10 protein-coding genes are annotated in these 12105 nt (G+C 73.9%); 8 read left to right on the forward strand and 2 right to left on the reverse strand.

From position 1 onward, the window contains the following. Window positions 1–21 precede the first annotated feature (21 nt). The 7 genes from ACFQ8T_RS10715 (at window position 22) to ACFQ8T_RS10745 (ending at window position 9715) form a co-directional block, all read left to right on the forward strand. Complete coding sequence (locus ACFQ8T_RS10715) at window positions 22–1020, forward strand: hydroxyacid dehydrogenase (RefSeq protein WP_430546519.1); 999 nt, start codon at window positions 22–24, stop codon at window positions 1018–1020. A gap of 231 nt (window positions 1021–1251) precedes the next feature. Beyond that, window positions 1252–2178: a carbohydrate ABC transporter permease gene (locus tag ACFQ8T_RS10720; RefSeq protein WP_430546520.1), complete on the forward strand. Its 927-nt coding sequence runs from the start codon at window positions 1252–1254 to the stop codon at window positions 2176–2178. After that, entirely contained in the window at window positions 2175–3110 is a 936-nt protein-coding gene (locus tag ACFQ8T_RS10725) for a carbohydrate ABC transporter permease (protein ID WP_430546521.1), read from the forward strand. Before ACFQ8T_RS10720 ends, ACFQ8T_RS10725 begins: the two co-directional genes overlap by 4 nt. 68 nt (window positions 3111–3178) lie before the next feature. Beyond that, window positions 3179–4498, forward strand: coding sequence for an extracellular solute-binding protein (locus tag ACFQ8T_RS10730; RefSeq protein WP_430546522.1), 1320 nt, complete (start codon window positions 3179–3181; stop codon window positions 4496–4498). Continuing rightward, window positions 4498–6393 carry a BNR-4 repeat-containing protein gene (locus tag ACFQ8T_RS10735; RefSeq protein WP_430546523.1) on the forward strand — a complete coding sequence of 632 codons (1896 nt, stop codon included), beginning with the start codon at window positions 4498–4500 and terminating at the stop codon, window positions 6391–6393. Before ACFQ8T_RS10730 ends, ACFQ8T_RS10735 begins: the two co-directional genes overlap by 1 nt. Window positions 6394–6482: 89 nt before the next feature. Then, window positions 6483–8777 (forward strand): FAD-dependent oxidoreductase, encoded by a 2295-nt coding sequence (locus tag ACFQ8T_RS10740; protein WP_430546524.1) that lies wholly within the window; start codon window positions 6483–6485, stop codon window positions 8775–8777. A gap of 83 nt (window positions 8778–8860) precedes the next feature. Continuing rightward, entirely contained in the window at window positions 8861–9715 is an 855-nt protein-coding gene (locus tag ACFQ8T_RS10745; RefSeq protein WP_430546525.1) for a LacI family DNA-binding transcriptional regulator, read from the forward strand. Window positions 9716–9718: 3 nt separating this feature from the next. Here ACFQ8T_RS10745 and ACFQ8T_RS10750 read toward each other — a convergent pair whose 3' ends face one another. Next, window positions 9719–10111, reverse strand: coding sequence for a VOC family protein (locus tag ACFQ8T_RS10750; protein WP_430546526.1), 393 nt, complete (start codon window positions 10109–10111; stop codon window positions 9719–9721). Window positions 10112–10152: 41 nt separating this feature from the next. Continuing rightward, window positions 10153–10950: a DeoR/GlpR family DNA-binding transcription regulator gene (locus ACFQ8T_RS10755; protein WP_430546527.1), complete on the reverse strand. Its 798-nt coding sequence runs from the start codon at window positions 10948–10950 to the stop codon at window positions 10153–10155. 81 nt (window positions 10951–11031) lie between these two features. Between ACFQ8T_RS10755 and ACFQ8T_RS10760 the strand changes: the two genes are divergently transcribed. Further along, entirely contained in the window at window positions 11032–12063 is a 1032-nt protein-coding gene (locus ACFQ8T_RS10760) for an acetylxylan esterase (protein ID WP_430546528.1), read from the forward strand. Window positions 12064–12105: the final 42 nt, after the last annotated feature.

Raw genomic sequence — 12105 nt, forward strand, 5'->3', positions numbered from 1 at the left:
CTCCCCCGCTAAGGTCAGGCCATGCCGACGCCGCCCGCCGCCCCGCCCACGACGATCCTCACCGCCGTCGGCGAGGAGTGGGCGGGCTCCGTCCTGCCCGCCGCCGTCCGCGACCGGCTCGCCGCCCACGGCCCGGTCGTCGACCTCGCGACCGCCGACGACGGGGCGCTCGCGGCGGCGCGCGTGCTCGTCACCGGCTGGGGCGCCCCGGTGCTGGACGCCGCGACGCTCGACCGCCTACCTCGCCTGGAGCTCGTGGCGCACGCGGCCGGCTCGGTGTGGGGCCTGGTGACGCCCGAGGCGTGGGCGCGCGGAGTGCGCGTCACGTCGGCGGCGCACGCCAACGCGCGCGCCGTCGCGGACTTCACCGTGTCGATGGTGCACCTGGCCGTGAAGAACGTGCTGCGGCTGGGCCTGACGGCCGCGCAGAAGCACGCGATGCCGGGGCGCGACGGCATCCGCGGCCTCGACGGCGCCGTGGTCGGCCTGGTCGGCTTCGGGCTCATCGCGCGCCTCACCGCCGCGGCCCTGCGCCCGCTGGACGTGCGCCTGCTGGGGCACGACCCGTACTACGACGCCGGCGACGCACGCCGGGCGGGCGTCGAGCTCGTCGGCCTGCCCGAGCTGCTCGCCGCGAGCGACGTCGTCTCCGTGCACGCCCCGCTCACCGACGGCACGCGCGGCATGCTCGGCGCCGCCGAGCTCGGCCTGCTCGCGCCGTCGGCCACGCTGATCAACACCGCGCGCGGCGGGCTGGTGGACCACGACGCGCTCGCGCGCCTGCTGGCCGACCGCGAGGACCTGTTCGCCGTGCTCGACGTCACCGACCCCGAGCCCCTGCCGGCGGGGCACCCGCTGCTCGGCCTGTCCAACGTCTTCCTCACGCCGCACGTCGCCGGCTCGCTGGGCACCGAGGAGGCCCGGCTGGGCCACGCCGCCGCCGACGAGGTCGAGCGGTGGGCCGCCGGCGAGCCGCTGCGGCACGAGGTGCGCCCCGAGCAGCTGCCCTTCACGGCCTGACGGCCGCATCCGCCTGCCCCGAGGCCGCCGGGTCCGACGAAGGTCGGCCCGGCGGCCTCTCGCGTGTTCAGTGTCATGTGATGTTGTGTGTGGAGTTGCGCCATAGCGCGACAAGTTGTTACCGCACCGAGACCGCAGGGGTTTGACCAGATCGGCCAGGATCGGCCAGAGTGTGTCGCGGACACCAGCTCATCACCCTCGTTGCCGAGGTTGACCCACAGGGACGTGGACATGACGAGTTCACAAACTCACACTCTTGAACACAGAAACTCACAGACGACACCACGCCGGCTCAGCGACGGACAGTTCGCCGTCCTGCTGCTCCTGCCGGGCGTCGCGCTGCTGGCCGGCGTCGTGCTCTACCCGCTCGTCGCGGCACTGGTCACGGCGTTCTTCGAGCAGAGCCTCGTGCTGCCCGGACGCACGTTCGTCGGGCTGCAGAACATCGTGGACGTGCTGCAGGGCGACTTCCTGCGCCTGCTGCGCCAGACGCTCGTCTTCACGCTCGGCACCACGATCCTGCCGTTCGTGATCGGCTTCGCCCTCGCGCTCGCGCTGAACACGAGGATCCGCGGCGCCAAGGTGCTGCGCGGCCTCATGCTCATCCCCTGGCTCGTGCCCGGCGTCGTCGTGTCGTTCCTGTGGATGTGGATCTTCAACGCCAACTACGGCGTGATGAACGCGCTGCTCCAGGGTCTCGGCCTCGTCGACGACCCGCAGGCCTGGCTCGCCCAGCCGGGCACCGCGATGGGCGCCGTGATCCTGGCGAAGACCTGGCAGTCGTTCCCCTGGATGATGGTCATGCTCCTGGCCGGCCTGCAGACCGTGCCGGTCGAGCTGCACGAGGCGGCCGAGATGGACGGGGCGGGCACGGTCCGCCGCTTCTTCGCCATCACGCTGCCGCACCTCAAGGGCATCGTCGGGCTGGTGCTGCTGCTGGAGTTCATCTGGAACTTCCAGCACTTCGACATCATCTACGTCCTCACCGGCGGCGGCCCCGCGGGCGCCACGCAGACGTTCGCCACCGCCGTGTACGAGACGGCCTTCCAGGGCTACGACCTCGGCAAGGCCGGCGCGCTCGGCCTGCTGTGGATGGTGCTGCTCATGGCGCTCGTCGTCGTGTACGTCCGCTTCTCGGAGAAGGGAGAGGAGCGATGAGCGCGACGACGCAGCTCCCCGCCGCGCCCACCCCGCCCTCGGCGTCGTCCCCGGCCGACGACGCGCCCCGGCCGCCCCAGCGCCTCCGCCGCGGCGCCCTGCGCTCCGAGCGCCGCGGCGTGCGGTTCGCCGCCTGGGCCACCGTGGTCGTGTGCGGCGGCTTCGGCCTGCTGCCGGTGTACTGGCTGCTCGCCACGTCCCTCACACCGCGCGACCAGGTGTTCAGCTATCCGCCGAGGTTCTTCCCGTCGGCGCCCACGCTGGACGCGTTCGCCGCGCTCGCCTCGAACGACCAGCTGTTCGGCTACCTGCGCAACAGCGTCATCGTCTCGGTGATCACCGCGGTGCTGTCGGTGCTGGTCTCGGCGTACATGGGGTACTCGTTCTCCAAGTTCCGCTACCGCGGCCGCCGCTCGCTGATGTACCTGGTGCTGGCGTCGCAGATGTTCCCGCAGGCCCTGCTGCTGGTGACGCTCTACAGCGTGTTCAGCGCGTACGGGCTGCTCAACACGTACACCGCGCTGGTGCTGAGCTTCACCACGTTCACGCTGCCGCTGTGCGTGTGGATGCTCAAGGGCTTCTTCGACACCATCCCGGACGAGCTCATCGAGGCGGCGCGGGTCGACGGCGCGTCCCGCCTGCGGATCATCCACTCGATCGTGCTGCCGCTGGCGGCGCCGGGCCTCATCGCGGCCGGGCTGTTCGCCTTCGTCCGCGGCTGGAACGACTTCGTCTTCGCGCTCACCCTCGCCGGCCCGGAGAAGCAGACCCTGCCGCCCGGCCTGGTCAACACGTTCATCGGCGAGGCCTCGACGGCGTGGCCGGAGCTCATGGCGGCGTCGCTCGTCGTCTCGCTCCCGGTCGCGATCGCCTTCATCGCGCTGCAGAAGTACCTGGTCGGCGGCCTCACCGCCGGCGCCGTCAAGGGCTGACGGCGCCCACCGTCCCGCCCCGCTCCACCGTCAACCACCCCGAACGACCCTCGATGCGGAGGATCCCCATGTCTCTCACCCTTCCCCAGAGCGCCCTGTCGCGACGTCGCGTGCTCCAGCTGCTCGGCATCGGCGCCGGCACCGCCGCGCTCGCCGCCTGCGCGCCGTCCGCGCCGTCGTCCACGGGCGCCGCCGCCTCGGCCGCCGCGGCAGGCGGCGCGAAGACGGACTTCGCGTTCTCGTCGTGGTCGTTCACCGAGGAGGCCGCCGCCCCGGCCCTCGAGGCGATCGTCAAGGCCTACCAGGACCAGGCCGGCGTCACGGTGGACGACGTCTCGTTCCCCTACAACGAGTACATCAACCAGCTCACGCTGCAGGTGAAGGGCGGCCAGTTCACCGGCGCGGCGCACGTCGACGTCGCCTGGCTCGGCTCCCTCGCCGCGATGGGCAAGCTGCAGGACCTGTCGGCGCTGACCGAGGGGCGCGGGTACACGGACGCCGCGCTGGCGGCCGCCCAGTTCGACGGCGTGCAGTACGGCCTGCCGTGGACCATCGGCGCGATCGGGCTCGTCGCGAACTCCGAGATCCTGCAGAAGGCGGATATCGACCCCGACGCGTTCCCGACGACGGTCGACGCGTTCGAGAAGGCGCTCAAGGACCTCAAGGGCCTCGGCGGCGGGCTCATCCCCTACGCCGCGTCCACCAAGGCCGCGCAGCTCAAGGACATCCTCATCTGGATGGAGACGTTCGGCAGCCCGCTGGTCGACGGCGACACCGTGACCATCGGCGACGACGCGTCCGTCGAGGCCGTGACCTGGTACAAGTCGCTGTACGACCAGAAGCTCATCGCCGCCGACGTCGACCGCTTCGACGCCCGCTCCCTGTTCGCGCAGGGCCGCGCGGCGATCTACGACGACGCCCCCGTGGGCCGCAACGCCGTGCAGGAGGAGTCGCCCGACAAGGACCTCGGCAGCAAGCTCGTGCCGCTCTCGCGCCCCGTGCTCAAGGACGGCGAGACCCCGCGCGCGCTGGTCTGGGGCGGCGCGATCGCCGTCGTCGACGGCGAGGGCGCCGCGACCGCCGCCGACTTCGCCCAGTTCGCGACGTCGGACCTCGACACCGTGCTGGCCGACTACGAGGTGCGCGGCCTGCCGCCGGTGACGACCGAGGCGCAGCAGTCCGACGTCGTCGCCGCCGACACGTTCGGCTCCCTGTTCAACGACCGCATCACCGCCACCTCGACGAGCAACCCGTTCTGGAAGTTCACCGCGTACTCGCAGATCGAGACGGTCGTCGCCGAGCAGGTGCAGGCCGTGCTGGTCGGCAAGACGGACGCCAAGGCGGCCATGCAGAAGGCCGGCGAGGCAGCGCAGAAGCTGGTCGGCTGATGGCGCGCCGGGCCGCGCGCGGGGTCGCCCTCGCGTCGGCGGCGCTCACGCTGGCGGCCGGGACGTCGCTCGGCGGCGCGGCGTCGGCGGCGCCGTCCGGGCCGACCGGGCAGGCGAAGCACGCCGAGACGATCGAGCAGCTCCCCTACCCGGTGGACCGCTCGAACAACGCGGGCTGGTGGACGCCGCTCGACGTCGTGGACGGCGTCACGTACATGGCGTTCGACGCCCCCGCCGCAGAGGCCTCGCGCCACGAGGTGCACGTCGCGGCGAAGGGTGCGGACGGCGCGTGGACCGTCGGCTGCCTGCGCGCCGGCGACGGGTCGTGCGCGACCTTCCTCGACGACAGCGGGCACGACCAGCCGTCGATCGTCGTGGACGGCGAGGGCACGATCCACGCGTTCGTGTCGATGCACCACGTGCCGTGGCAGTACTACCGCTCGACGACGCCCGGCGACGTCACGTCGCTCGTCGACGCGAGCGCCGACCTGCCCGACCAGGGCGTGCCGATGACCTACCCGGTCACGGCGCGCGGGGCCGACGGCGACGCGTACGTCATGGTGCGCGGCGGCCGCGACGAGGCCACCGTCCGAGACGGGCGCCTGTACCGCTTCGACACGGCGACGAGCACCTGGTCGCGGGTGGCGGTCTTCGCCTCGGGCGTGGGCGCGTCGGTCTACCCGGACGACCTGGAGGTCGGGACGGACGGCCGCCTGCACGTGCTGTGGGAGTGGCACCGCTGGGCCGCCGGCCCGTACCGCCACCTCGGCTCGTACGCGGTCTACGACCCGGCGGACGACTCCTGGCACGACGCCGCCGGCGCCGCGCTGACCACGCCGATCGCCCCGTCCGCGGGCGGCGCCGTGGTCTACCAGCCGTTCGCGGAGGGCGAGTCCCTGGCGACCGACGCCCCGACCGTGCAGACCGCCAAGCTGGCGGTCACCGGCGACGAGCTCGCCGGTGTCGTCTACCGGTACGCGGGCGCGAAGGCCGACGGCACGGCGGACCGCTTCGACGTGCGGTTCGCGCGCTTCGACGGCACGGCGTGGCAGCGCGAGACGGTGATCGACGCCGAGTCGCTGGGCAACGGCGTCGACACCGTCGCCGCGCTGGACGCCACGTCCGCGGCGGGGGTCACCCGCGCGTACGCGGTCGTGCAGGGCACGGTCGACGGCCAGGTCCGCACGCAGGTGGTCCGCGCGGAGCGCGGGGACGACGGCGGGGACTGGCGGTTCGCCGGGCTGGGCGACGTGCAGCCGGGCCAGCAGCGCCTCGCCGCCCGCACGATCCGCACCGGAGCGTCCGCAGGCACCGACGTGCTGTACGTGAGCGCCGCCGAGTCGGGGCCGACGTCGGGCACGCTGTTCCACGCCCGGGTGCCGCGCACCGGCACGCCCCTCGCCGGCAGCCCGCTCGAGGACGTGGTCGCGGGGGTGCGGGGCGACGACCCCGGCACCCCCGAGCCCACCGGCAACCTGGCGCTCGGCGGCACCGTCACCGCGTCGTCCGCGCTCCGCGCGGACACGGGCGGCGCGAAGGCCGTCGACGGCCTGCTCACCGACGACAGCCGCTGGGTCTCCTCCGCGGACGACGCCACGCCCACCCTCACCGTCGCCTGGGACGACGCCGCCCCGGTGGCATCGGTCCGGGTGCACAGCGGCTACCGCGCCGCCGTGGACCCGGCGTCGGCCGTGCTGCGCGACTTCACGGTCGAGCTGCACACCGCGGCCGGCTGGGTCGAGGTCGGCGCGGTCACCGGCAACACCTCCGGGACGGTCACCGTCGCCACCCCCGGCGTCACCGCCGACCAGGTCCGCCTGGTCGTCACCGACCCGTCGGCGTCCGAGACGGACGTCGCCCGGGTCTTCGAGGTCGAGGTGCTGGCCGCCGGCTGACGCCCGCGACCGGCGCCGCACACCCGCCCCGCACCACCAGAACCACCACGTTCGACCAGCACAACCACCGGATCGAGGACTGAGAGATCATGCGCACGCAGACCGTCGAGGCGGACGTCGTCGTCGTCGGAGGAGGGCTCGCCGGCGTCAGCGCGGCGGTCGCCGCCGCGCGGCTGGGCCGCCAGGTGGTGCTGGTGAACAACCGGCCCGTGCTGGGCGGCAACTCCTCCTCCGAGGTGCGGGTGTGGGTGTGCGGCGCCACCGCGCACGGCAACCAGCGCTGGGCCCGGGAGACCGGGATCGTCGGCGAGATGTACGTGGAGAACCAGTACCGCAACCCCGAGGGCAACCCGGTCTACTGGGACGACGTCGTGCTCGACACCGTCCGCCGCGAGGAGAACCTGCGGCTGTTCCTCAACACGGACGTGCGCGAGGTCGTCGCGACCGGCCCCGACGACGCCCGCCGCATCGAGTCCGTCACCGGCTGGACGATGGGCGCGGAGATCCTCACGACGTTCGTCGCGCCGGTGTTCCTCGACTGCACGGGCGACGGCCTGGTCGGCCACCTGGCCGGCGCGCGCTACCGGCTCGGCAAGGAGTCGCAGGCCGAGTTCGGCGAGGAGTGGGCGCCGCCGGAGCCGGTGCGCGAGTTCCTCGGCTCCACGCTGCTCTTCTACACGAAGGACCTCGGGCACCCGGTGAAGTACGTCGCGCCGGAGAGCGCGATCGACATCACCACCACGCCGATCCCGATGAACCGCGTCATCCGCAGCGGCGACTCCGGCGCGCACTACTGGTGGATCGAGTGGGGCGGCGAGCTCGACATCGTCGACGACAACGAGCGCATCCGCGACGAGCTGCGCGGCGTCATCCTCGGCATCTGGGACTACATCAAGAACTCCGGGAAGTTCGACGCCGACAACCTCACGCTCGAGTGGATCGGCAACGTGCCCGGCAAGCGCGAGTACCGCCGCCTGATCGGCGACTACACGCTGCACCAGGGCGACGTCGTCGACCAGACGGTGTTCGACGACGGCGTCGCGTTCGGCGGCTGGTCCATCGACCTGCACCCGGCCCAGGGCATGTACGCGGAGGGCGCGGGCGCGCTGCAGCGGTTCTCCGACGGCGTCTTCGAGATCCCCTACCGCTCGCTGTACTCGGTGAACGTGGAGAACATGCTGTTCGCGGGTCGCGACGTCTCGGCCACGCACATCGCGTTCGGCGCCGCGCGCGTCATGGCGACGTGCGGCGCGATGGGCCAGGCCGCGGGCACCGCGGCCGCGCTGTGCGTGGAGCATGGCACCACCCCGCGCGGCATCTACACCGACCACCTCGACGAGCTGCGCCAGACGCTGCTGCGCTGGGACGCGCCCGCCGTCGGCATCGCGAACACCGACCCGCACGACCTCGCCCGCCGCGCCCGGGTCACCGCGTCCAGCACGACGACGCGGGTCGCCGCGCCCGTCGCCGAGCCCAGCGACGGCGACCCCTACGATGCGTACGACGTCTACGACCTCGACGTCGACCTCGGCATCGTGCTGCCCGTGGACCCGCGCCTCGACACGGTCGAGCTGCTCGTCTCCGCCCGCCGCGACACGACGCTCTCGGTCGAGGTGTTCTCCACCGGCAAGCCGCAGAACGTGGTGCCCGCGCACCTGGAGACCAAGACCGACGTCGTCGTGCCCGCGGGCGACGAGCGCTGGGTCACCGCGCACGTGCCGTTCGCCCCCGACACCCCGCAGAACGCCGTCGTCGTGCTGCGCGCCAACCCGGACGTCGCGGTCCGCCTCACGTCCCCGCTGCCGGCGGGAGTGCTCACGCTCGTGCACCGCGTCGACAACGACGACCAGAACGTGCAGATCAGCTCCGAGGAGCTGCTGGTCCAGTGGCCCACCAAGCCGCTGCGCGGGCGGTCCGTCGTGTTCCGCGCCGGCCCGGACACCCGAGCGCTGGCCCCCGAGCGCGCGACGAGCGGCTACCACCGCAACCATGGCGGCCCGCACCTGTGGGCGTCGTCGCCGATGGTCGCCGGCCGCGACGAGTGGCTGCGCCTCGACTGGGACGAGCCCGTCACCGGGCGCGAGGTGCGCCTGGTCTTCGACGACGACCTCGACGTCGAGCTCAACACGCTGCACCACCACCGCACGCCCGACGAGATCATGCCGACCCTGGTCAAGGACTACCGCGTCGAGGTGCTGCCGGCCGGCGCACCCGAGACCGGCGACGCCTGGGTGACCGTCGCCGCCGAGACCGACAACCGGTGGCGCCTGCGCACGCACCCGCTGCCCGCCGACCTCGGCCCCCTGGCTGCCGCGCGCCTCGTCGTCGGTGCCACGAACGGCTCGGCGCAGGCCCGCGTGGTCGCGCTGCGCGTGCAGGAGTGAGCGTGCCGCACGCCGGACTCACCCGCGCCCCGCGCGGCAGCGCGACGGTGTCCCGGACGGCGGACCGGGCTACGCTGACCGCCGTGCACAGGAAGGAGCGCACCGGCATCGTGGCGCTCGCCGTGCCGGACCTCGAGGAGCCGTACTTCGCCGAGCTCACGGCGCTGCTGGTGCGGCGCGCGGACGAGCGCGGGCTGTCGATCCTCATCCAGCAGACCGCCGGCGACCACGAGCGCGAGGTGGACGTCGCCAACGGCATCGGGCTGCCCCCGACCGACGGGCTCATCCACATCCCGCGCGCGCTGTCCGTCGCCGACCTGACGCGGCGCACCTCCCCCGGGCCGCTGGTGCTGCTCGGCGAGCACATCCTCGTCAGCCCGTTCACGCACGTGACGATCGACAACCGGGCGGCGTCGTACGCGGCCACCGCGCACCTGGCGTCCGTCGGGTGCCGGCGGGTCGCGTTCGTCGGGCCGCGGGACGCGCGCCCGTCCGACGCCGCCGACCGCCGGTACGCCGGCTATCGCGAGGCCGTGGCCGCGCTCGGCATCGCGGACGACCCGGACCTGGTGGCACAGGTCGAGTCGTTCACGCCTGCCGAGGGGCGGCGCGCCGTCCGCGACCTGCTGGCCCGCGGCGTCGAGCTCGACGGCATCGTCTGCTCCAACGACTCCGTCGCGTTCGGGGCGCTGCCCGCCCTGCACGAGGCGGGGCGGCGCGTCCCCGACGACGTCGCGGTCGTGGGGATCGACGACGTCCGCGGCGCGCAGTTCGCGACGCCGTCGCTCACGTCGGTCTCGCCGGACAAGGAGGCCCTCGTCGAGCGCGCGCTGAGCGAGCTGGAGCGGCAGATCGCGACCCCGCCGGGCGCCAACCTGCCCGTGCAGCACGTGGTCGTGGACGCGCGCGTCGTGCCGCGCGCGAGCACCGCACGCTGAGCGTCAGTGGCGCGCGCAGGCCATGAGCAGGTTTCCGTCCGGGTCGCGGAACTGCAGGATCGAGACGGTGCCGATGTCCTGCACCTCTCCCACGACCTCGACGTCGAGCGCGTCGAGGTGCGCCCGGACGGCCACCAGGTCCTCCACCCACCAGAAGAACCGTGGAGGACCGTCCGCGGTGAAGTCGGGCCGGTTCGCGTCGAGCGCCAGGCCCACCTCGCCGACGGCGGGCAGGTCGTGGATGGTGTCCTCGTGCGTCGGTTCGCCCGGCGGCAGGCCGAGCAGCCGGCTGTACCAGGCGATCGCCGCGGGCATGTCACGGACGGGGACGAAGACCTGACCGACGCGGTTGGTCAGCGGGGACGCGCCGGCGGGCGACGCTGCTCCAGGAGGCATGGCGCAGACGGTAGTGGCGCCCGCCGACACGGGGCCTCGGTTCAGTCCGCGTCGACCGGCACCACCCAGAGCTCGCCGACGTGCGCCTCGAGCAGCTCGCGCGCGTCGTCCTCCAGCCCGTCGTCCGTGACCAGGTGCTCCACCTCGTGCAGGTCGACGATCGTGGTCAGCCCGACGACGCCCCACTTGGTGTGGTCGGCGAGCACGACGGCGTCCTGGCCCGCGGCCAGCAGCGCGCGGTCGGTCTCCGCCTCCAGCAGGTTGGGCGTCGTGAGGCCCGCGTGCAGGTCGACGCCGTGCACGCCGAGGAACGCGACGTCGAGGTGCAGGTGCTCCAGCGAGCGCACCGCCACCGGGCCCACGAGCGCGTCGGACGGCGTGCGGACCCCGCCGGTGAGCACCACGGACTGCGTGTACGGCTCGTCGGCGCGGTCGGGGCGGCGGAACACCTCCGCCACGGGCAGCGAGTTCGTCACCACCGTGAGGTCGGGGACGGCGCGCAGCTCCTGGGCGAGCACCCACGCCGTCGTGCCGCCCGAGAGCCCCACGGCCATGCCGGGCTCCACGCGCTGCGCGGCGCGGCGGGCGATGGCCCGCTTGGCCCCGACCTGCTGCTGCACCCGCGACGCGAACCCGTGCTCCTGCACGGCGCCGGCGTCCCCGCGCGTCGTCGCACCGCCGCGCACCCGGTCGAGCTCGCCCGCGTCCGCGAGCGCCTCGATGTCCCGGCGCACCGTCATCGCGCTGACGCCCAGCTCCTGCGCCAGCTCCGTGACGCTCGCGGCGCCCCGGCGGCGCACCTCGGCCACGATCCGCGACCTGCGTTCTGCGACGAGCACCCGCTCCCCTTTCGACCCGCGGCACAGTCTGTCACGCAGCGTGCCGCCCGTTCCCCCGGACCTCGAGAACCTGGAGCTCCCGTGACCCTGCCCGCCCCCTACGACGCCTGGTTCCCGGACAGCCCGATCGACGGCACCTACGGGTACGACGAGGCCGGCCTGCGGGCCGTGCCGCCCGCCGCCGAGCCGGAGGGCTTCGCCGACCTGTGGCGGTCGTGGCACGCCGCGGCGCGCGGGGTCCCCGCCGACGTCGTGGCCGAGCCGGCGGGCCGCCGGGGAGCGCACGAGATCTCCGTGGTGACGTTCACCGCCGACGGCGGCCTGCGCCTGCGCGCGTGGCTGGCGCTGCCCGTGGACGGCCCGGTCCGGGTGGGGATCGTGCACGGCCACGGGTACGGCGGGCGCGAGGCGCCGTCGTTCGAGCGGGTGCCGCACGACGCGGCGGTGATCTTCCCCGTCGCGCGAGGGCTCGGGACGCTCAACGCCGGGGTCGGGGCGCCGGACGTGAGCACCGCGCACGTGCTCGCCGGGATCGAGGACGTCGAGACGTACGTGCTCGGCCGCTGCGCCGTCGACCTGTGGCACGCCGCGACCGCCCTGCAGGAGGCGCTGACCGACGTCCCGGGCGTGCCCGCCGACCTTCCCCTGTACTACGCGGGGACCAGCTTCGGCGGCGGCGTCGGCGCGCTGGCCGTGCCGTGGGACGACCGGTTCGTGGGCGCCACGCTGGAGGTGCCGAGCTTCGGCCAGTACGACGAGCGCCTCGCCGTGCCGTGCACCGGCAGCGGCGAGGCGCAGCGGGCGTACGTGGCGGAGCACCCGGAGGCCCGCACGGTCCTCGCGCTCACCGACGCGTCCGTCGCGGCGACGTACCTGCGGGTGCCGACCCGCGTGGAGTGCGCCCTGTGGGACGCGCACGTGCCACCGCCCGGGCAGTTCGGCGTGGCGGCCGGCGTCTCCGTCGCCGAGCGCGCCAGCACCGGGGCGGAGCTGGAGCTGGCCGTGCACTCCGCCGGGCACGCGGAGTACCCGGGCCAGGCGCGCGAGATGTCGGCGGCGTTCGCGGCCACGCGCGAGCACGTCGCGCGCGCCGTGGCCCGCGCGACGAGGTAGTGCCTCCCGTCCTCCGGTCGTGCACGGCGGGCACGACCGGAG

This window comes from Isoptericola sp. NPDC056618 (assembly GCF_042792715.1).
Lineage (GTDB): Bacteria > Actinomycetota > Actinomycetes > Actinomycetales > Cellulomonadaceae > Isoptericola > Isoptericola nanjingensis.

What these genes read in the sequence shown, in the direction of transcription:
- ACFQ8T_RS10715 (WP_430546519.1), top strand. Translation starts at nt 22, where the DNA reads ATGCCGACGCCGCCCGCCGCCCCGCCCACGACGATCCTCACCGCCGTC.
- ACFQ8T_RS10720 (WP_430546520.1), top strand. Translation starts at nt 1,252, where the DNA reads ATGACGAGTTCACAAACTCACACTCTTGAACACAGAAACTCACAGACG.
- ACFQ8T_RS10725 (WP_430546521.1), top strand. Translation starts at nt 2,175, where the DNA reads ATGAGCGCGACGACGCAGCTCCCCGCCGCGCCCACCCCGCCCTCGGCG.
- ACFQ8T_RS10730 (WP_430546522.1), top strand. Translation starts at nt 3,179, where the DNA reads ATGTCTCTCACCCTTCCCCAGAGCGCCCTGTCGCGACGTCGCGTGCTC.
- ACFQ8T_RS10735 (WP_430546523.1), top strand. Translation starts at nt 4,498, where the DNA reads ATGGCGCGCCGGGCCGCGCGCGGGGTCGCCCTCGCGTCGGCGGCGCTC.
- ACFQ8T_RS10740 (WP_430546524.1), top strand. Translation starts at nt 6,483, where the DNA reads ATGCGCACGCAGACCGTCGAGGCGGACGTCGTCGTCGTCGGAGGAGGG.
- ACFQ8T_RS10750 (WP_430546526.1), bottom strand. Translation starts at nt 10,111, where the DNA reads ATGCCTCCTGGAGCAGCGTCGCCCGCCGGCGCGTCCCCGCTGACCAAC.